Source organism: Bacteroidota bacterium, assembly GCA_008933805.1.
In the GTDB taxonomy this organism is placed as follows: domain Bacteria; phylum Bacteroidota; class Bacteroidia; order UBA8524; family UBA8524; genus SB11.
In genome coordinates, this window is record WBUH01000016.1 from 1 (window position 1) to 24961 (window position 24961).

Below are 24961 nucleotides of genomic sequence, written 5' to 3' on the forward strand. Positions count from 1 at the left end.
CCCTTTTACATTGATGCAGGCAGTCTCAACTTGTCCCAAACTTTCAGCTCTAACCAGCAACAAAGTGGAGCTATTGCTGACAAGGCTTTTTAAATACACTGTAACGTTTTTCCCGTTTTGACCCGACCCACCCGAACCGCCGTTCTGTCCGCCTCGCCCGTCCCTACCGTTTTGCCCGTAAGCGTCATTACCGTCTCTGCCTTGCTGCCCGCCATACCCGTCAAAATTTAAATGGTAAGCCCCATTGTATAATAACGGAATTTGAATTTCAGTTTTTACATCCGGATTATACTTGTACGATACCTTTACCTCAATAAAATCAACAGAAAAAGGGTATTTAGAGTCGGGAATCAGTATCCCGTTTTTAATCATTTTACCGTTGTACTCAACGTCAAACAAATTCCACAAAAAGCTGCCATTAAATGAGGTGGTTGATACTTCTGTTCCGTTACTAAATCTACTGTGGAGCGTTAGTTTTAAAGGTATTCCGGGAGAAATCACCGCAGGCATTTCAAAAAAAACAGTAACCTTCTGAGGGCGTGGAATATCAATGGTAAATGTATCTACATAGTTGGCATTGTTTTTTGGTTTGACAATCAACTGTATCGGCTTATTTTCGGTTAAAACTTCCCGGGGATTGTAGGTTAACCTTCCATAGCTAAATGCCGAGTTAACCGCTTGCACATTAAATCGCCACCAGTCCCAACCTCCTTTGGCCAAGCCGATAGTTGATTTTTGTTTACCATTATGCAAACGGACATTTATGCCTGTTGCTAAAACGCCATTTTGCTGTATGGCTTGTGCAGTGTCAATTACTAAATCCATTTCTACCACACTCCTTTTGTGCAGTTTGTGTGATGAGCAAGCTGCAAAAAGCAGCAATAATGCAATCACTGGGTATGATTTCATAGTTACGATAGGTTTCGTCATATTAAACGATATGGGATGTGTTTTTATTGAATCTTTTGACGAAAAAAACATAGGCTTTATCTGCTATGGGTAATAGATGTATTTTTGCGCCGCACATGCAGCAAAAATTTTTATCAAACTTTACCCTTTTAGTGGTACTGAACCTTGCGGTGAAACTGTTTTGGGTGTTTGGTATTGATGTGGCCGTGCAGAATATGCTGGGCAGCGAGGTGTATGGCGACTATTTTGCCCTTTTTAACTTTGCTTACATTTTTGCCATTGTAAGCGATGTAGGTATTATTAACTACAACAACCGTGTAATAGCGGGTGAGCCCGAAAAGCTATCGTTTTATTTGGCTAATATCCTTGCCGCCAAAACCGGTTTGTTTGCCTTGTATTTGTTGGTGCTGGTGGTTTTTTCGTTTGTAGTGGGCTACAACAGCCAGCAATTAGGGTTGCTGATAATCATTGGTATCAACCAAGGGCTGATAACCTTTTACAACTACCTGCGTTCAAATGTATCTGCTTTGCACCTCTTCAAAACCGAAAGTTTTCTTTCAGTAAGTGATAAGCTGGTAATGATTGTTTTGTGCGGTCTTTTACTTTGGCTTAATCCGTTTTCCACCCCTTTCACCATTTACACTTTTGCGTGGGTACAGGTACTTGGTTTAGTGTGCGGAGTGAGTATCTCTTTTGTTGTACTATACCGTTTTATAAAAAAGACAGAATTTAGGGTGGAGTGGGCTACCGTAAAGGATATTGTAAAAAAATCGTATCCGTATGCCATACTAGTAACCTTGATGAGCTTTTACACCCGCCTGGATGCGGTAATGATTGAGCGTTTGCTTCCCGACGGTGCTACCGAGGCCGGTATTTATGCATCAGGGTTTCGCCTGCTTGATTCGTTGATAATGTTTGCCGTATTAATGGCCAATATGCTACTGCCCATGTTTGGCCGTTTGATACACCGGGGGTTGCCTGTAGGCCAACTGGTAAAACAAAGTTTCGCCATTATGATGTTGCCTGCCGTGGGAGTGCCCCTGCTGGCTTGGTTTTATAAGGAGGACTTGTACAATCTTATCTACCCCAATTTATACACCCCTTACAATGCCTACATTTTTGCATGGGTGCTCAGTGCTTTTGTACCCATCAGCATGGGGTATATTTTTGGTACTCTGCTAACTGCCAACGGCAGCTTACGGCAGCTAAACATCATCTCGGTACTTGGTTTGTTTGCCAATTTTTTGCTAAACCTTGTGCTGATACCCCAATACAAAGCAATGGGGGCTTGTATTGCCACAATTGCCACACAATCATTGGTGATACTACTTACCGTTTTGTATTGCCGACGGTTTTTCAAGTTCACCGTACCGCCAAAATTTGCCCTTTCAACTATTTTTTTTCCCGTTTCAGCCGCAACCGTTTTTTATGCCTTTACATTTATACAGTGGGATTGGAAACTTGAAGTGCTTGCTGCACTAGGCTGCATGGTTTTATTAGCAGTAAGTACCGGACTAATAAAAATCAAAGAATTACTTACATCGTTCAAAACCACTTAGGCAGAAGCCTTATTATATCGCCGTAATTTTTATTTTTGCCATAAATACTCTTTATCTGATGTCTGACCAAAAGACCAATTACCAGTTTAATACCATCGAGATTATCCGTCTGATTATCCGTCGCAAAATGCCGATAATCATCCTTACAGTGGTGGCTGCTATCGCTTCCATTATATTTTCAGGTCCTGCATTTATTACCCCAAAGTACGAGTCGAATGTGATTTTCTACCCCGCAAAAAACAACTCAGTTTCAGGGGGTATTTTGGAAGATGCAACGGCACGTGATGTGGATGCTTCTGAATTTGGTGAAGAGGAAAACGCCGAGCAGGCTTTGCAAATTTTGGGTTCTTCTCAATTGATGGGTCGCGTGGTTGAGCGCTTTCAGTTGATGAAGCATTATAATATCGACCCTAACGGCTCGATGCCATACACCAAGCTTGCCAACAAAATAAAATCAAACATAAAATTCCGCCGTACTGAATTTCTTTCAATAGAGATTAGTGTGCTGGATGCCGACCCTAAAATGGCAGCGAGCATTGCCAACGGAATTTCACAGATATATGATACTGTGCGTACCGAGATTCAGAGACAGGTAGCCAGTAAGGCATATCAGATTATTGAGAACGAGTATAATGCCAAGATAAAGGAAGTTGAGAGCTTGCAGCAGCAAGTAAACGAAATATCAAGCGGCAAGGGCATTTCTCCCGCAATGCTTTCAGGCGGAAAGAATGAAGGTACCGGACAGGCAATGGAACGCCAGCAAAAAATGGCTAAAAGCGGTGCCGATGTGGGTACGTTGATACGTCTTACCGAATCTCTTAGCCAACAAGTGGAGCAAATGAACCACTTGAAAGAAAAGTACCGCAAAGCAAAAGCAGATATGGAAGAGTACATTCCCCACAAGTTTGAGATTAGCCCTGCTTTTGCCGCCGAGCAAAAAGCGTATCCCCGTCGCAGTATTATTGTACTGCTTTCAACATTCGGCGTGTTTATCTTATCGGTATTGATGATGATATTGATGGAGCGTCTTTCTTTCTTCCGCGCCCAACTAAAAGAAGGTAACAACGCTTAATTGCGTTTATATATGCTTACACGGGGGCAGATAATCAGCTTTTATGCTATTGGCGGCTTATTTATAGCAGCCAATGTGATTGCTGTGCTGTTTGATTTCTATTTTGTGCCCCTTTTTCCTATAGCGTTTATTATCGTATTACTTGCCCTGTTTGCACAGGATAAGCTTATCTACCTTGTTACCGGTTTAGTTCCCTTTTCAATACCTGTATGGCATTTAATGGGCAACTTCGGGTTGATACTCCCCACAGAGCCCATCATTATTCTGTTAATGATTATTGGCGGGCTAAAATTGCTTAACAATGAGGGGGGCAACAATACCCGCGAGCTAATGCGCAATCCGCTCACCATTGCCATACTTATAAACGTAGGCTGGTTGTTGTTTACCTCGGCTACCAGCAGTATGCCGCTGGTTTCGTTTAAATACACCGTTTCACGGATTTGGTACATCGTAGTGTTCTACTTCATGGCCTATTTGCTGTTTACCAACTACAACCGTATCGAGAAGTTTTTGTGGTGGTTTACCATTCCGTTGGCCGGAGTAGTTGTGTACGTAATGGTACGCCATTACCAACACGGGTTTATCAGGGATGTTTTCCCCTACATGATACAGCCCTTCTTTTGGGTACACGGTGTTTACAGTGCTACGGTGGCAATAACTACCCCTATGCTGATTGTGTTTTTTATACGCAGTAAGCAAATGGGGTATAGCACCCTTACCCGCGGGTTTATTGCGTTGGCGGCTATGTTGTTTTTGCTTGCCATCACCTACTCATACACCCGCGCCACTTGGATTAGTTTAATGGGCGCATTGGCTGCTATGGCTGTGTTCTACATCAAAGTACCCATACGTTTTATATTCACTTCGATATTTGTGGTGTTGCTGGGCATTTTTGTTTTTCAGAAAGACATCATGCTAAAGTTGAGCGAGAATGAGCAAGGCTCATCGCGTAAAAGCGATTTGGGCGAACACTTGCAATCGGTTTCAAACATTAAGAACGACCCCAGTAACCTTGAGCGTATTAACCGTTGGAACTGCGCTATCCGAATGTTTGAAGAGCGGCCAGTGTTGGGTTGGGGTCCGGGCACGTACGCATTTCAGTATGCGCCTTTTCAGCGTAGTAAAGATTTAACGGTTATCAGTACCAACTTTGGCGATGTGGGTCATGCCCATAGCGAATACTTAGGGCCCTTGGCTGAAGGCGGCCTTTTTGGTATGCTCACTTGGTTAGGTTTCTTTTTATTAAGCGTTTATAAGGGAATGCGGCTGTTTTACAACAGCATTAACGAAAAGACACGCACCATAGCTCTTGCAGTAGTGTTAGGATTGATTACCTACTACGTACACGGCGTACTAAACAGTTACATTGATTACGACAAAATTGCCGTGCCCTTGTGGGGCTTCTGTGCTATTTTAGTGGCCTTGGAAAAGATTGATAAGACTTTTTCTAATACTGCAAAAGAGAGCCAAAAACAATAACATATACTACAATTTCATCATCTTCTTTTTTGTAGGCAATCACCCATTTATCAATAAAAAAGCAGCGCAGCCCTCTTGCTTTAAAAACAGGGTATTTGCAATCATTATGATCTGAAAAGGTAGTTAAGGTGTTTTTTATTTTGAGCAAGAAATTTTTCTTGAAACGCTTACCCGCGCCAGCAGTGTTTTTTGAATCAACGAACGTCGACAATTCCGAAATAACAAGTTGCGCTTCTTTTGAAAGCTTAATTTTCATTAATCAAATCATCAATATCACTAAGTTCACTATTCATGCAATGATTGAGATATTCTTCAAGCTCTTTATCTGTTGCTTTCCTGCCTATTCCCAATGCTACATCTTTGGCACTTAACGCAGTGGTTGAATACTTCACTCCCAGCTCTTCTAAAGCTTGTAAAAGTTTCTTTCCGTTTTCGGTTGTTTCATCAAGTTCAATCTTGATTTCCATATTCAAATATAACTTAAAACGTGCTTTTTTAATTGTATTCAGCCGCTGCACATAGCCTTATTTTATGCCAATATTTTAATTAGCACGGCTTTTGTTGTAAAATTGCAGTTTATGGCTGAAGAAGTAGATGCTTACAAATCCCTGCTCGACAGGTTATACCAATACTCACAGTGGCCTTCGGTGTACAGGTTTAAATTTATCTTTAAAACCGACCACCAATTAGGGGCTAAAATAGAAAACTGGTTTGGGAGTGATGCTAAGGTGCATTACCTGCAATCAAGTGCAAATAAATACCAAAGCTTAACGGTAGATATAGAAATGGCAACCCCTGAAGATGTGATTGCCATTTATAAACGCGGTGCTGAGATTGACGGCTTGGTGATGTTGTGAGAACTGTTAGGCACTCACTTTATCCTTGCGGCCGGGTCTTTTCTTGTTCACATTCTGCTCTATAAACTCAATCATCTTTCCTGCAATGTCCTTTTTGGTGGCTTGTTCAATGCCTTCCAAACCGGGTGATGAGTTTACTTCAAGTACCAAAGGTCCCCTGTCGCTTTGCAGCATATCCACACCGGCTATGTGCAAGCCCATTGCTTTGGCAGCTTTTAATGCAGTTTCTTTCTCAGCTTTTGTCAGTTTTATCGGTGCGGCACTTCCTCCCCTGTGCAGGTTAGAGCGGAACTCACCTTCGGCAGCTTGTCTTTTCATGGCACATACTACCTCATTGCCCACCACAATAACGCGCAAATCAGCTCCTTTAGCCTCTTTTATATACTCTTGGAGCAGTACGTTCTTATCAATGCCTTGAAAAGCCTCTAAAATCGATTTAGCCGTCTTTTTAGTTTCGGCAAGCATCACGCCTATGCCTTGGGTTCCCTCTAGTAGTTTTATCACCACAGGAACTCCGCCCAGCATTTTAAGAAGGTCGTTCATATTGTCCGCATTGTGGGCAAATGCCGTATGGGGCATTCCCAAGCCTTCGCGGGCAAGTAATTGCATACTGCGCAGTTTATCTCGAGAGCGGGTAATGGCCATACTTCCGTTGGCACAAAACACGTTCATCATTTCAAACTGGCGCACAATGGCCGTTCCGTAAAACGTTACCGATGAGCCGATGCGCGGTATTACAGCATCCACTCCGGTAATGTCTTTACCGTTATGGTGTATGGTAGGAGCCCCTTTTTTAAGCCCTACGTAACAATCAAGGTGGTTATATACTTCAACCTCATGCCCCCTTTGTTGGGCAGCCTCAACCAGCCTTGCGGTTGAATACAACTTTGTGTTTCTGGATAAAATAGCGATTTTCATAAAACTTACCCGGTTAATTATTGGGCACGCTTTTCAGTATGCAATGCGTTCTTTAGTTTCTTTATCTTCTTTTTGTGTGATAGGTTGGCCTTGGCCACATCTACCACAAATTTTCCCCGTAAAAACCTCCTGCCCAGCAGTACAGGGTACTCAAGGTTAGAGCGGTCGCGCAACGAGATTTCCATATCGTATAACTTGCCGAACATTCTTACGGTAGTAAGCACTATATAGCGGTTCTCACCATGCCCGAAAGAGTTTTTTATTCTCTTCTCTTTATGAAACGGCAAAATAAACTCTTTACCGTTAAAAGCAGGCATTGAAGCATCTAACGGAATAAATTTAACATATTGTTTACGATAGCGTTTCACCAAGGCGATGCTGCTGCAATGCAGCACCGATGTAGATGCGCCGGTATCAATTTTGGCATCCACGTCCTCAAGGCCAAAGTCAACAAAGTCAACTTTTTCTTTCCAGCCTATTTTGGGTCGTAGCTTTGGGGCCATAGCTCAATCAATTATAATTTATACTCTGTTCTTAGTATCAATCAGTATTGTAACAGGTCCGTCGTTTATCAATCCCACTTTCATGTCAGCACCAAACTTACCTGTTTTTATAGGCTTGTTCAATAAGGTTTCAACCTGCTTAATGGTTTGCTCGTACAAAGGTATAGCTATATCGGGCTTTGCCGCCATAATATACGACGGACGGTTTCCTTTTTTTGTACTGGCGTGCAAAGTAAACTGACTTACCAGCAACATATCACCCTTGGTATCCAAAAGGCTCAGGTTCATTACCCCGTCAGTATCGTTAAAAATGCGCAGGTTTACCATCTTAGCAGTTAGCCACTCAATATCTTCAGAACTATCCGCTTCCTCAATACCCAATAGCACCATTAAACCGGGGCCGATAGATGAGTGTTCAACTCCGTCTATGGTTACGCTTGCTTGCAAAACCCTTTGTATTACTGCTTTCATGGGTGTCTATAAATAAAAAATCCATCACTGTAAGGTGATGGATTAAAGTATTCCAAAAAATCGTTTGTTACAGGCCTGGGCCGGTATTACGTTTTTTCGCTGAGTAATAAATCTTAAACACCGATGTTTTACGTAATTCCTGCTTCACATCCACCACTGTACCCATTTTTGCTTCTTTATCAGCTTTTAATGAAACTGAAAACTTAGGCAAATCTACAGGGTGTATCTGTGTTTTCTCCAACTCTAAGAATTGAGGAATTTGGCTAGGGTATGCTAATTGATCGTTTAGCTGGATACGTGATGCAGTACCTAAACGGTCATCGGCAGGGGGGCCAACGTAAATAAAGCTGGTAGCTGATTTACGTTCAAGTTTTTCAACCTCTTCGGCCATTGGAGTATTGTTTTTTACTTTCAAAGTAACCTCACGCAAGGTGGTAGTCACCATGAAGAAGAAAAGCAACATGAACACGATATCAGGCAACGAAGCTGTTGAAATAGGCGCTGAGCCTGTAGACTTCTTTTTCTTAAACTTTGCCATTATTTAGTTCCTCCTATATCTTCGGGTTCAGCTTCTGAAATCTTTTGAGGAAACTCCTTTTTGATAATTTCCTTTTCAGCATCAGAAAGCGATTCAAAATCTTTACCGTATTTCTGCTGTGCGGCCTTATCCCTCACTTCCCTATACGCTTTTCTAAGTTTATCCTGCACCTGTACATAAATATCGTATTCAGTACCACGGTCGTTTTTCAATGAAATAACCGCTTTTTTGGGATCGTCAGATAGGTTTGCTTCCCTACCGTAGTTAGTGATAAACTTAATCGTCTTAGCCTTCAATTCTCGAATTTGAATGTATTCACCCTCAACCAGTAATTGGTTGTTTGAGTTGATACGGATTTCAAACACGTTCCTTTTGTTAAACTCAGGAACTTCTTGATTCGGTAGAGGCATAGGAGGAAGGACAGCGCGCAAACCCATATCGGTATCCATGGTAGTTGTTACCAGGAAGAAGATAAGCAGCAAGAAAGCTATATCAGCCATCGAGCCTGCATTTATTTCGGGTATTGGGCGTTGCTTGCGGGCCATATTATAATTGTTTAATAAAATCAGTTACGGTATTGTACACATACATAAGTATGCTTATTACGAATAAGATAACAGTAGCGTTTATCATACCTCCGATAAATTTAGATTTACCCGGGGTATCAATACCCATACTAATGTAAGTAGCTGTTACCTCGTTACCTGCAGTAACGTAACCGGCTAAAAATATCAGCGCAAGAGTGCCAACTCCAATACCGGCTGTTTTAAGGCTTTTAGGATTAGCTAGCATACCAGTTACCGGTAATACAACAAAAGCTATACCTGCAGCAATTATTGATAATGCAACCGATAACCAAAGTACGATGCCTGTGCCTTTTTGCAAGTTTTCGTCAAGCACCATCACTTCCGCTGGCTGACCTAGCGAGTCAGACTGAAATAGCATTATATAAAAGCCTATTACAGATATAAGCACTGTAATAGCATAAAATGCTATAGTTAAAATTCTTTTTAACGACATATCGAAAATGGTTTAAATGACCTAATTACTTAATTTCTTTCCTCACCAACATATCTACTAGAGATATTGATGAATCTTCCATATCGTTAACAATCGAATCGATTTTAGAAACGATAATGTTATAGAAGATTTGAAGGATAATCGCAACAATCAAACCCGCAACCGTAGTTAAAAGAGCGATTTTGATACCACCTGCTACTACTGTTGGAGAAATATCACCTGCTGCTGCAATTTGGTCGAACGCGATAATCATACCGATTACTGTACCCAAGAAACCCAACATAGGGGCAAGAGCAATAAACAGGTTAAGCCATACAAGACCCTTTTCCATTTGACCCATTTGTACTGAGCCGTATGAAGCTACTGACTTTTCTACAATGTCAATCCCTTCGTGCGAACGGTCAAGACCTTGATAAAATATAGAAGCGATAGGACCACGAGTGTTGCGGCATACCTCTTTAGCAGCTTCAACACCACCGGTGTTTAGCGCATCTTCAATATTTGCCAAAAATTTCTTAGTGTTGGTGCTTGAAAGGCTTAGAGTAAGAACCCTTTCAATAGCAATTGCCAAACCAAAAATCAAGCACAACAATACAGGAGTCATCCATATTGGGTCACCTTCGATAAATTTATCTTTGATAACCTGCATTCCTTCTGCTTTTGCTTCTTCTTTAGGAGCCTCTTCACTAGTAGCGGCGGCTTTTTTTGACGTGTCTGCTTTTTGGGTAGTGTCAGTTGCTGTGGTTTTAGCGGCACCTGTGTCAGGTTTACTTTCGGCTAAAACAGTGGTGGCTTGGCATAGCACAAAACCCAAAGCCAAAACCATTGCTAATACTTTTTTCATACAAACGTGTTTCTTTAAATTTTTGGATTGTGGGCAAAAATAGGATAAATTACTATTAAGCATATTAATTCAGCGTTTTTTTTATAAGCTATCTTATCTTGCCCCTGTAAAAACTGTTTTTATTTTAGAGACTAAACGTAAATGGCGAAGATACAAAAGTCATTTTTCTGTCAGAATTGTGGATCACAATCCACAAAATGGATTGGAAAGTGCCCAAACTGTGGCGAATGGAACACCTATGTTGAAGAAATAGTTCATAAAGATAAACCTCAACAAAAGGGATACAAGGCAGGTAGCACTAAAGAGAAGGTAGTTTCAGTGCCTATAAAAGAGGTAACTGCACAAAGCGGACACCGTATTGTTACCCCTGATGCCGAATTGAACCGCGTATTGGGAAGCGGCATTATGCCGGGCAGTTTGGTATTGCTGGGAGGCGAACCCGGTATAGGGAAAAGTACCCTGCTATTACAAATGGCGCTGAACTCAGGCTACAAAATTTTGTATGTGAGCGGCGAAGAAAGTGCTGTACAGATAAAAAACCGTGCCGACCGGATTGGCATTGCGAATGAAAACTGTTACGTTTTTACTGAAACAGGGTTGGATGAAATTTTTACAGCCATAAAAGATGTGGAGCCTGATATCGTTGTTATAGATTCAGTACAAACGCTGCATTCATCGTTGGTGGATAGCACACCGGGCAGCATTAGTCAGATAAAAGAGTGCGCGGGCGAACTGCTGCGTTTTGCTAAAGAAACACATACGCCTGTTTTTTTGATAGGCCATATTACTAAAGACGGAGCTATTGCCGGACCAAAAGTGTTAGAACACATGGTGGATACCGTGCTGCAATTTGAGGGCGACCGCCATAATACCTATAGATTATTACGCACCACCAAAAACCGTTTCGGAAACACCTCCGAGTTGGGCATTTATGAAATGGTAGAGGCCGGATTGCGCGAAGTGAGCAACCCTAGCGAAATTCTTATCTCACAAAAAGACGATAACCTAAGCGGTATTGCTATTTGCGCCTCGCTGGAAGGAGCAAGGCCATTGCTGATTGAAACGCAGGCATTGGTAAGTACGGCAGTGTACGGTACCCCGCAACGCAACAGCAACGGGTTTGATTTGCGCAGGCTGAATATGTTGTTAGCCGTGCTTGAAAAACGTTGTGGTTTCCGTTTGGGGGTGCAAGATGTATTTATAAATATAGCAGGCGGATTAAAAATAGAAGACCCCGGGACGGATTTGGCCATCGTCTCTGCGATACTATCCTCATACGAGGATATTGCCATTCCTCATAAAACAGCTTTTGCAGCCGAAGTGGGCTTGAGTGGTGAAATACGCGCGGTTACCCGTATTGAACAACGCATTAGTGAAGCTGAGAAGCTGGGTTTTGACCGTATCTTCATTTCAAAATTCAATCAAAAAGGATTGGAGATGATAAAACCCAAAATAAAAATAGAAGCCGTAGGCAAAGTTGAAGAAGCTTTCGAGCTGCTGTTTGGGTAGTCCCGCTCTAACTCGGTTCGTAATCGCATAGGAAAATCTTGTGAATGGTGATGAGATGCCGAAACAAGTTCGGCAGGAGACTACCTGAGTTGCATTTCCACCCCCTCACCCCCGCAAGCGGGGGATATTGAACGACGAACGAAATTTGATACTTGAAAAGTTAATGAGATAGGTCAGCACCCCAATGTCCTCCTTTGGAGGAGGATGTAGGAGGAGGAAAACCACCGCCCTCCCGAACTCGGTTCGGGATCGCATAGGGAAATCAAGTGAATGAGATAATGTGATGCCGACATGCGTCGGCAGGACGATGCTGAAACAAGTTCAACACCTGCTTACAGCTTAATGCAAACGTTTTTAGTTTCAGTAAAGAAACGTAGAGCTTCCCAGCCGCCCTCGCGGCCTACACCGCTTTGCTTCATGCCGCCAAACGGAGTACGCAAATCACGCAGCAACCAGCAGTTAATCCATATTATACCGCTCTTCACTTTGGCAGCCATACGATGGGCCTTAGTCAGATTCTCAGTCCAAATAGTGGCAGCAAGGCCATAAGTGGTGCTGTTGGCATACATTAGCACTTCTTCTTCCGTATCAAACGGAGTTAGGGTTACTACAGGGCCAAATATTTCTTCTTGGTTAGTGCGGCAATCATAACTCAACCCTTCAATTACAGTAGGCGCAATAAACCAGCCTGTATTGCAACGTCCTTCAGGTTGCACGGTATGACCTCCGGTTAGCACTACTCCCCCCTCCTGCTTGGCAAGCTCAATATAGCTTAACACTTTTTCGAAATGGGGTTTTGAGACAATTGCACCCACTTTAGTAGCATCGTTAGAGGGGTCACCTACTACCAATTGCTTCACTTGGGCTACAAATGCCTCTTTAAATTTATCGTAAATGCTGCGTTGGACGAAAATACGCGACCCGCACAAGCAAATCTCGCCTTGATTTTGGAACGAAGAAAGCACCGAGGTTTTCACTGCTTTATCAAAATCGCAATCATCAAAAATGATATTGGGGTTTTTACCTCCCAACTCCAACGAAAGTTTCTTGAACATGGGTGCGGCAACACCGGCAATGTGTTTACCTGTTGAGGTTCCGCCTGTAAATGATATAGCTGTAATTTCAGGATGGCTCACAATGGCATTACCCACCTTAGGACCAAGTCCGTGTACAATATTCAACACGCCTTTGGGCAAGCCTGCCTGTATGCACAACTCACTGAACAAATAGGCGGTCATGGGAGTAATTTCTGACGGTTTAGCCACCACACAGTTACCCGCTGCAAGTGCAGGAGCTATTTTCCAAGTAAACAGGTACAGCGGCAAGTTCCACGGACTAATACATCCTACCACTCCAATTGGGGTGCGGGTAGTATAGTTTACTGCAAAATCAGTCATGGGATGCGCTTCGCTGGCATAATGCTCAATAGCGGTAGCAAAAAAATGAATATTTTGCTGTGCGCGGGGTATCTCGCCCTTTTGTGCTAACCAAACGGGTTTACCTTGGTCGCGGCTTTCTGCTTTGGCAAGCAGCTCATTATTATCTTCAATCAACTGCGCCAAACGGAGCATAATACTGCTACGTTCATTCACAGGCATATTTGCCCAACCTTCAAACGCAGCTTTTGCGGCCTCAACTGCGGCTTGCACATCCGCATCATCGCTATCGGGACAAAGGCTATATACTTGACCGGTAGCAGGTTCGTAATTATCTATATACGCCCCTGATTTTGGGGCAATTAATTCACCGTTAATGTAGTTGGCTATCTTTTGCATAGAAGGTACAAAGGTAACATTTTGGAAAGTTAGTTTTTGGAACTTACCACATGCAATTCGCAGCTACATCTTTAAAAAAATTGTGATATAGCATTGGCCGTATTTAGATTTATTTTTAAAATAACCGATTAACTTTTAATTATTTGATTTTGTGCTTTGTAGGCTATACATACTGTCGTTACTGAGCTGTGGAAAAGTGCACAATCCAAAAAATCAGGACACTAAGCAGTAGGTAATTTGGCATTTTAATTTTTATGGAGACCGAAAAAGTAAATTTTGCCTGCCTTATAGATGATGATTTGGTGCATGCCTTTATAGTTGAGAAAATGCTGCAAAAAACACCCGAGTGTACCAACTTACTTGTATTCCCCGACGGCGGCCCTGCCATTGAGTACTTTAAGAGTATGGCTACCAACGCTGATAAGCTGCCCGATGTGATTTTTTTAGATATTAAAATGCCGGTGGTTGACGGCTGGGGCTTTTTAGAAGAGTTTGCAAAGATTAAAGACTCATTAGCTAAGAAAGTAAGAATCTATATGCTTAGTTCATCAAAGAACCCGGTAGATATTGAGAAAGCGAAGTCGTATGGCGAAGTAACCGACTATTTAACGAAACCCATTAGCTTAAATCAATACTACTCGATATTTAAGCAATCCGCATAATCCTTCGGCAAGCTCAGGGTATTTTGACAGGCTCAGGAAAACAACGTCGGTAGTTGTATAAAACAAGAAGGCCCGAACATAAATGTTCGGGCCTTCTTAATATCATCATCAGATTACACTAGTAACCTAACGGGCTCTTCAAGCAAGTTTTTAAAGGTTTGCAAGAATTTAGAACCTACTACACCGTCAACCACGCGGTGGTCGCAGCTTAAGGTTACTTTCATTACATGACCGGGACGCATTTGACCGTTTTCTACAATCACAGTCTCTTTCATACCGCCCACTGCCAATATACAAGCATTGGGAGGATTAATAATGGCGGTAAACTCTTCTATACCGTACATACCCAAATTGCTTATAGAGAAGGTGTTCCCTTCCCACTCAGCGGGTTGTAGTTTTTTGTTTTTAGCTTTATCGGCCAACTCTTTTACCTCTGCGCTGATTTGGCTAAGGCTTTTGTTATCTGCAAAACGAACTACAGGCACCAATAAACCATCGTCAACAGCAACAGCTACACCTACGTGTATGTGGCTGTTGTGGCGGATTTTTTCGCCCATCCACGATGAATTTACTTGAGGGTGTTGGCGCAACGCAATGGCAGCAGCTTTAATCACCATATCGTTGTACGATAACTTCACAGGTGAGTAGCTATTCATAGCGGTACGGGCTTCCACTGCCTTATCCATGTTAATTTCCATGGTAAGGTAAAAGTGAGGAGCTGTGAATTTGCTTTCTGCCAAACGGCGCGCAATGGTTTTGCGCATTTGGCTCACCGGCTCTTCACTAAAGCTTTCAACCCCTGTATATGCAGCTGCAGCAGGAACGCTGGCAGCGCTTTCTTTGTAATTCTCAACATCACGCTTCACAATACGGCCGTTATCGCCGCTACCGTGTATGCGCTGTATATCAATACCGCGCTCTTCGGCCATTTTGCGTGCCAAAGGTGATGCCTTTAAGCGGCTATCGTCGTTACTTGTAACAACTGGTTGCGCAACGGGTGCAGCAGTATTGTTGGTAACCACTGCCGGAGCTTCGGCTTTGGCCTCTTCTTTAGGAGCCTCAGTTTTAGCTGCGGGCGCACCACCTGCCAATAATGCGGCAATATCTTCACCGGGTTCACCTACAATAGCAATAATACCATCAACAGGAACAGCTTGTCCCTTTTGTATGCCTATGTGCAGCAAAGTGCCTTTCACATAGTTTTCCAACTCCATAGTGGCCTTATCGGTTTCCACCTCAGCCAATATATCACCTGATTTAACAGTATCGCCCACTTTTTTAAGCCATTCAACAATCACACCTTCAGTCATGGTGTCGCTCATTTTGGGCATTCTTATCACTTCAGCCATTGTATACGTGTTTTAGTATTCGGGGGTCAAAAATAATACAATCAACCGTATTTGCAGAACGGTTTATAAAAGGTATGAAAATAGTACGGGTTTTTTAAACAGCCAAGGGTTTAAAACCCTCGACTGTTTAAAAAACCCGTATGTATCATCCGGCATAAAATCCTATGCTATATTATATAGTATAGTTACTGTGCCGTATAGGTTTCGCTGGTAGTAACAGTTAAAAACTGTGTACTGCTTATATTCCTTAACACCAGTGTAGTATTATCCACTGATACTATATTCCACGTAGTACCATTAAGAGTAATACTTTGCTCGCTGTTATCAACCGCCCAGTTATAAGTAGTAACAGGCTGGTTACCGGGGCAAACATTAATGGTTTCTTCTACATCGTATTTTTTGGTGGCCTTAAAAGAAATAAGGTTATCCTTTTGGCAGGCGGGCACATTACTAAAATCTTCGGTAGGTAACCCATTACTGTACTCCACCGTTTTATTAGTCAATTTCCATTTTTCGGCAATCATTACCTGTGCCTTTGGTCCCGGAAAAGGGTTTGTTACCACTTTACCTCCGTTCACATTACCCGGATCCGGACTCTCCTCCTTCTTGCAGGCGCTCATTACAAGCGGCACACTAAAAAGTATCAGCAGTTTTTTAATCATAGTCATAGTTGCTTAGCAAAAGCCGTGCAAAAATAAGGTCTTTTTCAGATTCCCTTCCTAACATAAAAACCCAAAAGTTCCCCCACCATAAAACCCTTGTGCTGCAAAGGTTTCGCCGTGTGGATAAAAATCAGTGTCGAAAAGTGGGGGAATATGGAGAAAAGTGTCGGTTTATTCTATAATTTTGAAAAGCCTTTAATGTGCCCACGCTATGCCACAGTTTATCGGAGAATTTGAATGCAAAATGGATGGAAAGGGGAGAGTTATGCTCCCGGCCAGCCTGCGCAAGCAAATTCCGGATGAGGCAGGCGACAAATTGGTGGTGAACAGGGGCTTTGACAAGTGCCTTACTTTATATACTAAGGCAGATTGGCAAAAAGAAACCGATAAGCTAAAGGGACTAAACTCCTTTAATAAAAAAGACAGGTTGTTTATCCGCCTGTTTAATAACGGGGCTACCGAGGTGCAAATTGATACTGCATCAAGGATACTGATACCCAAAAAACTGCAAGAGTATGCAGAGATGGAGAACGATTTGGTGCTGTATGCATACGAGAACAAGATAGAAATATGGTCGGCTAAGAACTACGAAGAGATGTTTAACATGAGCGCCGACGATTTCTCAGAATTGGCAGAGGAAGTAATGAACCGTAAAGATAAGGGAGGGGAGGGTGATGAGTGAGTACCACATTCCGGTGATGTTGGAGGAGTGCATTGAGGCTCTTAACATAAAACCCGACGGCACATATATAGATGTGACGTACGGAGGCGGCGGACACAGCAAAGCTATACTGGCCAAGCTGGGAAAAAAGGGCCGACTGGTTGCTTTTGACCAAGATGCCGATGCTATTAATAATAAGGTGGACGATGAGCGGCTGATTTTGGTAAACCACAATTTCCGCTACTTGAAAAACTTTTTAAAATACCACAACGCTTTACCTGCCGATGGATTGCTGGCCGATTTAGGAATTTCATCGTTTCAGATTGATGAACCCGAAAAAGGTTTTGCCCACCGCTGGGATGCTCCGCTGGATATGCGCATGGATCAAAACATTGCACAAACAGCGGCCGATGTGGTAAACACTTATAAAGAACAAGAACTGACAAATGTGCTGCGCCACTACGGAGAATTGGACAACGCCTATAAACTGGCCAAAGCAATTATCGCCGAGCGGACAAAACAGCCGATACTCACAACGGGACAGTTGAAGCAAGCCGTGCAACCTTATTTGCCGCGCAATGCCGAAAACAAATACCTCTCGCAACTATTTCAAGCATTGCGCATTGAGGTAAACAAAGAACTGGACGTACTGAAACACCTGCTAAAGCAATGCGAAGGGGTGTTAGGTAAAGGGGGAAGGTTGGTAATCATGTCGTACCACTCGCTGGAAGACAGACTTGTAAAAAACTACATAAAAACAGGAAATATAGAGGGGGAAGAAGATAAAGACCTGTACGGCAATACTACCAAACCTTTTAAGGGATTGAGCAGCAAAGCCACTACAGCCAGTGAAGAAGAAATTACCCGCAATCCGCGTGCCCGAAGTGCCAAACTGCGTGTGGCGGAAAGAATCTGACAGATAACAACAATCGCTGTCCTACTGAGCTTGTCGAAGTATGGCTTGTCGAAGCAGGGCAGCAATAATAAAGACGAAAAATTTAAACCGGTTACTACTGTTTAGCACACCGCTGAACGCATAACTCAATGGAAAACGAAATCAAAAAAAGGGCACTTGAAGAAGAGCAACCTCAGGAGCAGCCAGCCGAGGAAAAGGAGACCGTTTCGCCTAAGAAACCGTCGAAAATCCTCTCTGCATCCGAGTACAGCTTCTTTCTTGACAGGGAAAACCTGCACAAGCTGTTCCCCATGATTTTTTTCCTGGCAGGTTTGGGATTGTTCTACATCTATAACGCCCATTACGCGCAACGCATAGTTAGGAAAACGGACGACATAAAAGACGAAATAAAAGAACTGCGGGCCGAGTACATCACTATAAAATCAGACCTGATGTACCAGTCGAAGCAGTCGCAGGTATCAAAAAGATTAGAAGGCGGCGAGTTGAAAGAACTGCGTACCCCACCCTATAAAATAACATTTACCGAAAAGGATGAACGTTAGGCGCGACATACTATGGCGGGTATACCTCGCCTTTTTGCTCACTGCGATATTCGGGGTGTGGGTGATAGTGTATGCCGTCCGCATTCAGTTCACCGAAGGTCCTGAACTGCGCAAACTTGCCGAAGAATTAAGCATTTCATACGAAACTATTGAGGCTACAAGAGGTAATATTTACTCTGACGACGGCAGCCTTTTGGCTACCTCAGTACCGGTGTATGACGTGCACATGGACATGGTAGCGGAGGGACTAACCAAAGAGGTGTTTAATGCTAATGTAGACTCGTTGGCTTGGTTGCTTTCAACAACCTTTAAAGACAAAAGTAAAGACGATTACCTGCGAATGCTGAAACAAGCCCGCAAGGACAAAAAAAGATATTTCCACCTGAAACGCAGGGTAAACTTTACCCAAATAAAAGCCATGAAAACATGGCCTATGTTCCGTTTGGGTAAATACAAAGGCGGCTTTATCGTAACCGAAAAAGAACGTCGCCAAAAGCCTTTCCAAATATTGGCCGAACGTACAATTGGATATAGTATTGACGGTGTTGCACCCGTTGGACTTGAAGGCGCGTACGACGAAGTATTATCAGGCGTGAGCGGCAAACGGCTGATGCAAAAAGTATCGGGCGGGCAAACCATACCCGTTAATTATGACAACGAGATTGAGCCTGAAGACGGTAAAGACATCTACACCACTATTGATATAAACATACAAGACGTGGCCGAAGATGCTCTGATGGAGGCATTGATAAATAACGATGCCGAAAGCGGTTGCGCCATTTTGATGGAGGTGAAAACAGGCCACATAAAAGCCATTGCCAACCTAACCCGCAAATCGCCCGGAGTTTATAAAGAAGAATACAACTATGCTGTGGGCGAAAGTGCCGAGCCGGGCTCAACCTTTAAGCTGGCTTCACTGATTGCGCTGTTAGAAACCGGCGTTGCCGATTTGGACGATAGTGTAACGGTAGATTTCGGTCATGCAAAATTCTTCGACCGTGAAATGAAAGACTCTGAGCCGGGTGCTAACAAAAGGCTCTCGCTACGTCAATCGTTCGAAAAATCTTCTAACGTAGGTATCTCAAAATTGGTGTACCAACACTTTGCCAAAAACCCCGAAAAGTTTGTAGAACAAATAAACAAGCTGGGCTTGGGCAAATCGTTGGGTTTGCAAATAACCGGCGAAGGAAAACCCCGCATAAAAAACCCCAACGACAAAGACTGGTACGGAACCACCCTGCCTTGGATGTCGATAGGCTATGAATCAACCGTTACCCCCTTGCAAATGGCAACCTTGTACAATGCCGTAGCCAATGGCGGAACGATGGTGAAGCCCGTGTTTGTGCGTGAAGTCCGCCACGTAGGCAAACTGGTTGAGAAATACGAAACCGAAGTACTTAACGAAGCCATCTGCTCAAAAAGCACCCTTAAAAAGGTAAAAGAGGCGATGGAAGGAGTGGTGCTGCACGGTACGGCCACTAACCTTAAAAACGATAATTACACCGTTGCAGGCAAAACAGGTACGGCACAAATGGCCGACGCTAAAAACGGTTACCGCAAATACTACAAATCGTCGTTTGCGGGCTACTTCCCTGCTGATAATCCCCAGTACACCTGTATTGTAACCGTAAACGGAGCCTCAAAAGGTGTGTACTACGGCAGCTTGGTTGCAGGCCCTGTATTTAAAGAAATAGCCGACAAGGTATATGCCAGCAAACTGGATTTGCACCTTGACCTTGAGCAAAAAACAGTAACCACGGTTGCTGCCCTGCCTACCCCTAAAGTATCGCAGAAAAAAGAACTGCAAGACGTGCTGAACGGTATCGGTATTTCATCACAAACCCAGCAAGAGGTGGACGACCAACAATGGGTAACTGCACAAACCAACGACAACGCCCTGAAAATTGGCGAACGCAAAATAGTGAACGGACAAGTACCTGATGTTACTGGTATGAGTTTGAAAGACGCTGTTTTTCTGATAGAAAACATAGGCATGAAAGTACGCTTTAGCGGCAACGGAAAAGTACGCAAGCAATCGTTGCCCGGCGGCTCACGGATAGTAAAAGGCGGCACAGTTTATTTAGAATTAAGTTGATTAGTATAAAAAACATATTACAGGGTGTAAAAACCAAACAGGTTAGCGGTGATGAAACGGCTGTTATTACCTCGCTTTGCTTGGATTCAAGAAAAGTAGAGGCAGGCAGTATGTTTTTTGCCGTGCGGGGCAGTTTGGCCGATGGCCACAGCTACATACCTACTGCACTTGAAAAAGGGGCCGTGGCTATTGTGTGCGAAGAACTGCCCCAAAACCCTATGGCATCCGTAGTATGGATTTTGGTGGAAGAAACCCATGCGGCCATTGGCCCCATAGCTTGCAATTTTTACCAAAACCCTTCGCACGAGTTTAAACTGATTGGGGTAACAGGCACCAACGGTAAAACCACTGTGGCTACCTTGTTGTACCAATTATATACCCGCTTGGGATACAAATGCGGCTTGGTATCAACCGTGCAAAATGTTATCGGCACGCAGGTAATCCCATCCACACATACTACCCCTGATGCGGTGAGTCTTACTGCTTTGTTGCGCCAAATGGCTGATAGTAGTTGCTCGTTTGTGTTTATGGAGTGCAGCAGCCATGCCATCCACCAAGAACGTATTAAAGGACAAAAGTTTGCAGGAGCGGCATTTACCAATATCACGCACGACCACCTTGATTACCACGTAACGTTTGATAATTACCTAAAGGCAAAGAAGAAGTTTTTTGATGAACTGGATAGCGATGCCTTTGCCCTTACCAACAAAGACGACCGCAACGGCAGTGTAATGCTGCAAAACACCAAAGCCAGCAAATACACCTACAGTCTTCGCGGCATGGCCGATTTCCGTGCCCGCATTGTGGAGCAGGATTTTAGCGGAATGCTGCTTGACATTGACGGGCAAGAAGCCTGGTATCGACTCACAGGTCATTTCAACGGGTATAATTTATTAGCTGTGTACGCCATAGCCTTTTTACTGGGCGAAAACAAAGAGGAAATTATTACCGCACTAAGCACTATTCCCTCGGTTAGAGGTCGGTTTGAGTTTATGAAATCGCCCAACGGAGTGATAGGGATAGTGGATTATGCCCATACGCCCGATGCGCTTAAAAACGTGTTGGAAACCATTAACCAAATACGCACCAACAACGAGCAACTGATAACCGTTGTGGGCTGCGGCGGCAACCGTGATGCAGCAAAGCGGCCTGAAATGGCGGCGATTGCGGTAGAGATGAGCAACCGAGCCATTTTCACCTCAGACAACCCGCGCAATGAAGACCCTGAAGCCATTTTAGAAGAAATGATGCAGGGTGTACCGGGACAGCATTACAAAAAGACATTGAAGATAACCGACAGGCGGGAAGCGATTAAAACCGCGGCAACGCTTGCCCAAAAGGGAGATATAATACTGATAGCAGGCAAAGGCCACGAAACCTATCAGGAAATAAAGGGCATTAAACACCCTTTTGACGACAGGGCTGTGTTGGAGGAAATGTGGTGAATAGATGTGCGGATTTGCAAGTGAGTAAATGTGCAGATGAATGATGGAGCAGGGTAACCAAATAGTGAATTTGACTTTTGAGTTTGCTGTTTTGGCGATGAGGGTTTCGCAAGTGTTGGAAGAAAAGAAACGGTTTGCACACGCAAACCAACTCTTCAAATCAGGGACATCGATAGGAGCGAACGTGAGAGAGGCGCAAGGCGCACAAAGCAGGGCTGATTTTCTTCACAAAATGAAAATTGCCTACAAGGAAGCCGAAGAGACAGAGTACTGGCTATTGTTGGTGAAAGAGTATAAAGACGTGAGTATTGAGACCGTTGTTTTTGAACGACTTACAAGTATTAAAAAAGTATTGGGAAGAATAATAACCACTACCACTGAAAAATTGAAACAGGAAAAAAAATAATAAACCCCTTGCCAACGCAGCATTGGCACATTTGCACACCTGCAAATATGCACATTGAAGCGACGGCAAAAGCAAGGCAATATGTTATACTACTTATTCGACTACTTAGAAAAAGAATTTAACCTCGCAGGGGCGGGTGTATTTCAATACATCTCGTTCAGGGCAAGTATGGCCATCATATTGTCGCTGGTTATTTCGCTGTTGTTTGGCAAAAGCCTCATCGCTATGCTGCACCGCAGGCAAGTAGCAGAAACCGTACGCCAGTTGGGGTTAGAAGGCGAAGCCCAAAAACAAGGTACTCCTACCATGGGCGGGCTGATTATTCTTGCCGCCATCCTGCTTCCCACCCTACTGTTTGCCAAAATCACCAACATCTACATTCTGCTGATAATCGTAGTTACGGTTTGGCTGGGATTGATTGGCTTTTTGGATGATTACATCAAAGTATTTAAACGCGATAAAAAAGGACTTGCGGGCAAGTTTAAAGTAATGGGGCAAGTAGGTGTGGGTATCATCGTAGGTGCCATCCTGTACTTTCACCCCGAAGTAGTGGTAAAAGAGGTGTACACCCCTGCCGAAGCTGCCAAAACAGGCATAGAGGCAAGCCAACTGAAAAAAGAGCAGATGAACGAAAAGGTGTATTACACCCGCGATGTAAAATCGACAGAAACCACTGTTCCCTTTCTAAAAGAAACTGAATTTGACTATGCCGATTTACTGAAATGGATAGGCCCTAACTATCGCGATTGGGCGTGGCTTATTTATATACCTATTGTGATATTGATTATCACAGCCGTATCCAACGGAGCCAACCTAACAGACGGTATCGACGGGCTGGCATCGGGCGTTTCGGCCATTATAGGTACCACATTGGGCGTATTGGCCTACGTTTCGGGCAATAAAATCTTTGCAGATTACCTCAACATCATGTACATCCCCAACTTGGGCGAGCTGGTAATATTTGCCGGCGCCTTTGTAGGGGCTTGTGTAGGCTTTTTGTGGTACAACTCAAACCCAGCACAGGTATTTATGGGCGACACGGGCAGCCTTTCACTGGGCGGTATTATCGCTGTGTTTGCCATCATCATCCGTAAAGAACTGCTGATACCCATCCTCTGCGGGATTTTCCTAGTAGAAAACCTAAGTGTGGTAATACAGGTAGCCTATTTCAAATACACCAAAAAGAAATACGGCGAAGGGCGGCGCATATTCAAAATGTCGCCACTGCACCATCATTACCAAAAGCTGGGATATGCAGAACCCAAAATAGTAACCCGTTTCTGGATTGTCGGCATTATGCTGGCCATCTTCACCATCATCACATTGAAACTGAGATAAACAGGTGACAAAACGAATAGTCATATTAGGCGCAGGCGAGAGCGGAACAGGCTCGGCAGTTTTGGCAAAAGCCAAAGGCTTTGATGTGTTTGTATCAGACAAAGGCACCATAGCTGATAAATACAAAGCCGAACTGGACGGGATTGGTGTGCAATGGGAAGAAGGCCAGCATACCGAAGCCATGATACTAAATGCCGACGAGGTAATAAAAAGCCCCGGCATACCCGATAAGGTAGCATTGATAAAAGCCCTTAAAGAGCAAGGCACACCCATTATCTCAGAAATTGAGTTTGCTGCCCGCTATACCAATGCCCAACTGCACTGCATAACCGGAACCAACGGCAAAACTACTACCACCAGCCTCACCTACCACATCCTGCAAAAAGCAGGTTTAAATGTAGGCTTAGGCGGTAACATAGGCCAAAGCTTTGCAAGGCAAGTAGCCACCGGAAACTTTGAACACTTTGTATTGGAGTTGAGCAGCTTTCAGTTGGATAACACCTATACCGCAAGAGCCAACAATGGGGTGATATGCAACATTACCCCCGACCATTTGGACAGGTACGATTATGAGTTGCAAAACTATATCAACTCAAAATTCCGTGTTACCCAAAACCAAACAGCAGATGACTTATTCATTTACTGTGCCGATGATGAACTAACCGTGCAAAACCTTGCACAGCAAAAGGGCAATGCCAACCCCATGCCCTTTAGCATTTACAAAACCCTTAGCTACGGTGCATGGCTTGAAGGGAACCTGATGATAATAAAACTAACCGAAGACGACTCAAACCCATTTACTATGCTTATAGAAGAATTTGCCCTTAAAGGCAAGCACAACATTTACAACACAATGGCCTCGGCTATTATTGCCAAAGCCTTAAACATTCGCAAAGAGGTAATACGCGAAAGCCTTACCGATTTTAAGAATGTGGAACACCGCCTTGAGAGCGTTGGAAAAGTACGCGGTATGGAGTTTATAAACGACTCTAAGGCCACCAACGTAAACTCAGCATGGTATGCCCTTGAAAGCGTTGAACGCCCCATTATATGGATTGCGGGCGGCGTGGACAAAGGTAACGACTACACCATGTTGAAGCCTTTGGTACGCGAAAAGGTGAAACTGATTGTATGCCTTGGGGTTGATAACCGCAAAATACACGAAGCATTTGCTAAAGACGTGAAAATGCTGGTGAACACCACCTCGATGCCTGAAGCGGTGCACGTAGCCTACAAAATGGGCGAGCAAGGCGATACTGTATTGCTATCACCTGCTTGTGCAAGTTTTGATTTGTTTGAGAATTATGAAGACAGGGGCCGCCAGTTTAAACGCGCGGTGAAAAACCTGTAAACCGTATTCTTTAAACATAAGCATAGTAAATAAATGTGCTGTTGGACACGTGTGCAAGGTTTGCAAACAAATTAGTCGGT

The 24961-nt window shown here is 43.6% G+C and carries 27 protein-coding genes; 14 read left to right on the forward strand and 13 right to left on the reverse strand.

What is annotated here, in order from left to right; translation table 11 throughout:
- Positions 1-909 (reverse strand): hypothetical protein (locus F9K23_14465; protein ID KAB2914168.1); only part of this gene is annotated, 909 nt, incomplete at its 3' end.
- A gap of 86 nt (positions 910-995) precedes the next feature.
- On the opposite strand from F9K23_14465, the gene F9K23_14470 reads away from it, so the two are divergent.
- The 3 genes from F9K23_14470 to F9K23_14480 are packed head-to-tail and all read left to right on the forward strand — an operon-like array spanning position 996 to position 5019.
- Positions 996-2468 carry an oligosaccharide flippase family protein gene (locus F9K23_14470; protein ID KAB2914169.1) on the forward strand — a complete coding sequence of 491 codons (1473 nt, stop codon included), beginning with the start codon at positions 996-998 and terminating at the stop codon, positions 2466-2468.
- Positions 2469-2526: 58 nt separating this feature from the next.
- On the forward strand, positions 2527-3540 hold the full coding sequence (locus F9K23_14475) for a hypothetical protein (protein KAB2914170.1): 1014 nt from the start codon (positions 2527-2529) through the stop codon (positions 3538-3540).
- A gap of 12 nt (positions 3541-3552) precedes the next feature.
- Positions 3553-5019, forward strand: coding sequence for an O-antigen ligase family protein (locus tag F9K23_14480; protein KAB2914171.1), 1467 nt, complete (start codon positions 3553-3555; stop codon positions 5017-5019).
- Here the strand turns inward: F9K23_14480 and F9K23_14485 are convergent.
- Together F9K23_14485 and F9K23_14490 are read right to left on the reverse strand one after the other, a co-directional pair.
- A complete protein-coding gene (locus tag F9K23_14485) occupies positions 4988-5275 on the reverse strand; it encodes a hypothetical protein (protein KAB2914172.1) in 288 nt (95 codons plus the stop codon). The genes F9K23_14480 and F9K23_14485 overlap by 32 nt on opposite strands.
- A complete protein-coding gene (locus F9K23_14490) occupies positions 5265-5486 on the reverse strand; it encodes a hypothetical protein (protein ID KAB2914173.1) in 222 nt (73 codons plus the stop codon). The genes F9K23_14485 and F9K23_14490 overlap by 11 nt, the downstream gene beginning before the upstream one ends.
- Positions 5487-5597: 111 nt before the next feature.
- Here F9K23_14490 and F9K23_14495 point away from each other — a divergent pair, with 111 nt between their 5' ends.
- Positions 5598-5876 (forward strand): DUF493 family protein, encoded by a 279-nt coding sequence (locus F9K23_14495; protein ID KAB2914174.1) that lies wholly within the window; start codon positions 5598-5600, stop codon positions 5874-5876.
- 6 nt (positions 5877-5882) lie between these two features.
- On the opposite strand, the gene rimK is transcribed toward F9K23_14495, so the two are convergent.
- The 7 genes from rimK to F9K23_14530 form a co-directional block, all read right to left on the reverse strand.
- On the reverse strand, positions 5883-6794 hold the full coding sequence (rimK, locus tag F9K23_14500; protein ID KAB2914175.1) for a 30S ribosomal protein S6--L-glutamate ligase: 912 nt from the start codon (positions 6792-6794) through the stop codon (positions 5883-5885).
- A 17-nt stretch (positions 6795-6811) separates the two neighbouring features.
- Positions 6812-7297, reverse strand: coding sequence for a hypothetical protein (locus F9K23_14505; GenBank protein ID KAB2914176.1), 486 nt, complete (start codon positions 7295-7297; stop codon positions 6812-6814).
- A gap of 18 nt (positions 7298-7315) precedes the next feature.
- Complete coding sequence (locus F9K23_14510) at positions 7316-7768, reverse strand: D-tyrosyl-tRNA(Tyr) deacylase (GenBank protein ID KAB2914177.1); 453 nt, start codon at positions 7766-7768, stop codon at positions 7316-7318.
- A gap of 67 nt (positions 7769-7835) precedes the next feature.
- Complete coding sequence (locus F9K23_14515; protein ID KAB2914178.1) at positions 7836-8306, reverse strand: biopolymer transporter ExbD; 471 nt, start codon at positions 8304-8306, stop codon at positions 7836-7838.
- Positions 8306-8851, reverse strand: coding sequence for a biopolymer transporter ExbD (locus F9K23_14520; GenBank protein ID KAB2914179.1), 546 nt, complete (start codon positions 8849-8851; stop codon positions 8306-8308). Before F9K23_14520 ends, F9K23_14515 begins: the two co-directional genes overlap by 1 nt.
- 1 nt (position 8852) lies before the next feature.
- The gene (locus F9K23_14525) at positions 8853-9326 is read right to left on the reverse strand and encodes a hypothetical protein (protein KAB2914180.1); all 474 of its coding nucleotides are present in this window, start codon (positions 9324-9326) and stop codon (positions 8853-8855) included.
- Positions 9327-9351: 25 nt separating this feature from the next.
- Positions 9352-10170, reverse strand: coding sequence for a MotA/TolQ/ExbB proton channel family protein (locus F9K23_14530; protein KAB2914181.1), 819 nt, complete (start codon positions 10168-10170; stop codon positions 9352-9354).
- Positions 10171-10311: 141 nt separating this feature from the next.
- Between F9K23_14530 and radA the strand changes: the two genes are divergently transcribed.
- Complete coding sequence (radA, locus tag F9K23_14535; GenBank protein ID KAB2914182.1) at positions 10312-11679, forward strand: DNA repair protein RadA; 1368 nt, start codon at positions 10312-10314, stop codon at positions 11677-11679.
- 332 nt (positions 11680-12011) lie between these two features.
- On the opposite strand, the gene F9K23_14540 is transcribed toward radA, so the two are convergent.
- A complete protein-coding gene (locus tag F9K23_14540) occupies positions 12012-13454 on the reverse strand; it encodes an aldehyde dehydrogenase (GenBank protein KAB2914183.1) in 1443 nt (480 codons plus the stop codon).
- Between the two features lie 254 nt (positions 13455-13708).
- Between F9K23_14540 and F9K23_14545 the strand changes: the two genes are divergently transcribed.
- Complete coding sequence (locus F9K23_14545) at positions 13709-14116, forward strand: response regulator (protein ID KAB2914184.1); 408 nt, start codon at positions 13709-13711, stop codon at positions 14114-14116.
- Between the two features lie 113 nt (positions 14117-14229).
- On the opposite strand, the gene F9K23_14550 is transcribed toward F9K23_14545, so the two are convergent.
- Both F9K23_14550 and F9K23_14555 read right to left on the reverse strand, forming a co-directional pair.
- Entirely contained in the window at positions 14230-15465 is a 1236-nt protein-coding gene (locus tag F9K23_14550; protein ID KAB2914185.1) for a pyruvate dehydrogenase complex dihydrolipoamide acetyltransferase, read from the reverse strand.
- Positions 15466-15650: 185 nt separating this feature from the next.
- Positions 15651-16133 carry a hypothetical protein gene (locus F9K23_14555; protein ID KAB2914186.1) on the reverse strand — a complete coding sequence of 161 codons (483 nt, stop codon included), beginning with the start codon at positions 16131-16133 and terminating at the stop codon, positions 15651-15653.
- Between the two features lie 205 nt (positions 16134-16338).
- Between F9K23_14555 and mraZ the strand changes: the two genes are divergently transcribed.
- The 8 genes from mraZ (at position 16339) to murD (ending at position 24881) form a co-directional block, all read left to right on the forward strand.
- Positions 16339-16809 carry a division/cell wall cluster transcriptional repressor MraZ gene (mraZ, locus tag F9K23_14560; GenBank protein ID KAB2914187.1) on the forward strand — a complete coding sequence of 157 codons (471 nt, stop codon included), beginning with the start codon at positions 16339-16341 and terminating at the stop codon, positions 16807-16809.
- A complete protein-coding gene (gene rsmH / locus F9K23_14565) occupies positions 16802-17704 on the forward strand; it encodes a 16S rRNA (cytosine(1402)-N(4))-methyltransferase RsmH (protein KAB2914188.1) in 903 nt (300 codons plus the stop codon). The genes mraZ and rsmH overlap by 8 nt, the downstream gene beginning before the upstream one ends.
- 128 nt (positions 17705-17832) lie before the next feature.
- Positions 17833-18246, forward strand: a complete 414-nt coding sequence (locus tag F9K23_14570) for a hypothetical protein (GenBank protein KAB2914189.1) — start codon at positions 17833-17835, stop codon at positions 18244-18246.
- On the forward strand, positions 18236-20341 hold the full coding sequence (locus tag F9K23_14575; protein KAB2914190.1) for a transpeptidase family protein: 2106 nt from the start codon (positions 18236-18238) through the stop codon (positions 20339-20341). The genes F9K23_14570 and F9K23_14575 overlap by 11 nt, the downstream gene beginning before the upstream one ends.
- Positions 20338-21786, forward strand: coding sequence for a UDP-N-acetylmuramoyl-L-alanyl-D-glutamate--2,6-diaminopimelate ligase (locus F9K23_14580; protein KAB2914191.1), 1449 nt, complete (start codon positions 20338-20340; stop codon positions 21784-21786). Before F9K23_14575 ends, F9K23_14580 begins: the two co-directional genes overlap by 4 nt.
- A gap of 43 nt (positions 21787-21829) precedes the next feature.
- Positions 21830-22192: a four helix bundle protein gene (locus F9K23_14585; GenBank protein ID KAB2914266.1), complete on the forward strand. Its 363-nt coding sequence runs from the start codon at positions 21830-21832 to the stop codon at positions 22190-22192.
- 81 nt (positions 22193-22273) lie between these two features.
- Entirely contained in the window at positions 22274-23530 is a 1257-nt protein-coding gene (locus F9K23_14590; protein ID KAB2914192.1) for a phospho-N-acetylmuramoyl-pentapeptide-transferase, read from the forward strand.
- Positions 23531-23534: 4 nt separating this feature from the next.
- Positions 23535-24881, forward strand: a complete 1347-nt coding sequence (murD, locus tag F9K23_14595; protein ID KAB2914193.1) for a UDP-N-acetylmuramoyl-L-alanine--D-glutamate ligase — start codon at positions 23535-23537, stop codon at positions 24879-24881.
- The last annotated feature ends 80 nt before the right edge of the window (positions 24882-24961 follow it).

Bases quoted from the DNA above. Each gene is read 5' to 3' on its own strand.
- F9K23_14485 (KAB2914172.1), bottom strand. From the start codon at position 5,275: ATGAAAATTAAGCTTTCAAAAGAAGCGCAACTTGTTATTTCGGAATTG.
- F9K23_14540 (KAB2914183.1), bottom strand. From the start codon at position 13,454: ATGCAAAAGATAGCCAACTACATTAACGGTGAATTAATTGCCCCAAAA.
- F9K23_14530 (KAB2914181.1), bottom strand. From the start codon at position 10,170: ATGAAAAAAGTATTAGCAATGGTTTTGGCTTTGGGTTTTGTGCTATGC.
- mraZ (KAB2914187.1), top strand. From the start codon at position 16,339: ATGCCACAGTTTATCGGAGAATTTGAATGCAAAATGGATGGAAAGGGG.
- F9K23_14520 (KAB2914179.1), bottom strand. From the start codon at position 8,851: ATGGCCCGCAAGCAACGCCCAATACCCGAAATAAATGCAGGCTCGATG.
- rsmH (KAB2914188.1), top strand. From the start codon at position 16,802: ATGAGTGAGTACCACATTCCGGTGATGTTGGAGGAGTGCATTGAGGCT.
- F9K23_14510 (KAB2914177.1), bottom strand. From the start codon at position 7,768: ATGAAAGCAGTAATACAAAGGGTTTTGCAAGCAAGCGTAACCATAGAC.
- radA (KAB2914182.1), top strand. From the start codon at position 10,312: ATGGCGAAGATACAAAAGTCATTTTTCTGTCAGAATTGTGGATCACAA.
- F9K23_14575 (KAB2914190.1), top strand. From the start codon at position 18,236: ATGAACGTTAGGCGCGACATACTATGGCGGGTATACCTCGCCTTTTTG.
- F9K23_14470 (KAB2914169.1), top strand. From the start codon at position 996: ATGGGTAATAGATGTATTTTTGCGCCGCACATGCAGCAAAAATTTTTA.
- F9K23_14590 (KAB2914192.1), top strand. From the start codon at position 22,274: ATGTTATACTACTTATTCGACTACTTAGAAAAAGAATTTAACCTCGCA.
- F9K23_14525 (KAB2914180.1), bottom strand. From the start codon at position 9,326: ATGTCGTTAAAAAGAATTTTAACTATAGCATTTTATGCTATTACAGTG.
- F9K23_14550 (KAB2914185.1), bottom strand. From the start codon at position 15,465: ATGGCTGAAGTGATAAGAATGCCCAAAATGAGCGACACCATGACTGAA.
- F9K23_14585 (KAB2914266.1), top strand. From the start codon at position 21,830: ATGGAGCAGGGTAACCAAATAGTGAATTTGACTTTTGAGTTTGCTGTT.
- F9K23_14515 (KAB2914178.1), bottom strand. From the start codon at position 8,306: ATGGCAAAGTTTAAGAAAAAGAAGTCTACAGGCTCAGCGCCTATTTCA.
- F9K23_14480 (KAB2914171.1), top strand. From the start codon at position 3,553: ATGCTTACACGGGGGCAGATAATCAGCTTTTATGCTATTGGCGGCTTA.
- F9K23_14555 (KAB2914186.1), bottom strand. From the start codon at position 16,133: ATGACTATGATTAAAAAACTGCTGATACTTTTTAGTGTGCCGCTTGTA.
- F9K23_14570 (KAB2914189.1), top strand. From the start codon at position 17,833: ATGGAAAACGAAATCAAAAAAAGGGCACTTGAAGAAGAGCAACCTCAG.
- F9K23_14495 (KAB2914174.1), top strand. From the start codon at position 5,598: ATGGCTGAAGAAGTAGATGCTTACAAATCCCTGCTCGACAGGTTATAC.
- rimK (KAB2914175.1), bottom strand. From the start codon at position 6,794: ATGAAAATCGCTATTTTATCCAGAAACACAAAGTTGTATTCAACCGCA.
- F9K23_14505 (KAB2914176.1), bottom strand. From the start codon at position 7,297: ATGGCCCCAAAGCTACGACCCAAAATAGGCTGGAAAGAAAAAGTTGAC.
- F9K23_14490 (KAB2914173.1), bottom strand. From the start codon at position 5,486: ATGGAAATCAAGATTGAACTTGATGAAACAACCGAAAACGGAAAGAAA.
- F9K23_14545 (KAB2914184.1), top strand. From the start codon at position 13,709: ATGGAGACCGAAAAAGTAAATTTTGCCTGCCTTATAGATGATGATTTG.
- F9K23_14475 (KAB2914170.1), top strand. From the start codon at position 2,527: ATGTCTGACCAAAAGACCAATTACCAGTTTAATACCATCGAGATTATC.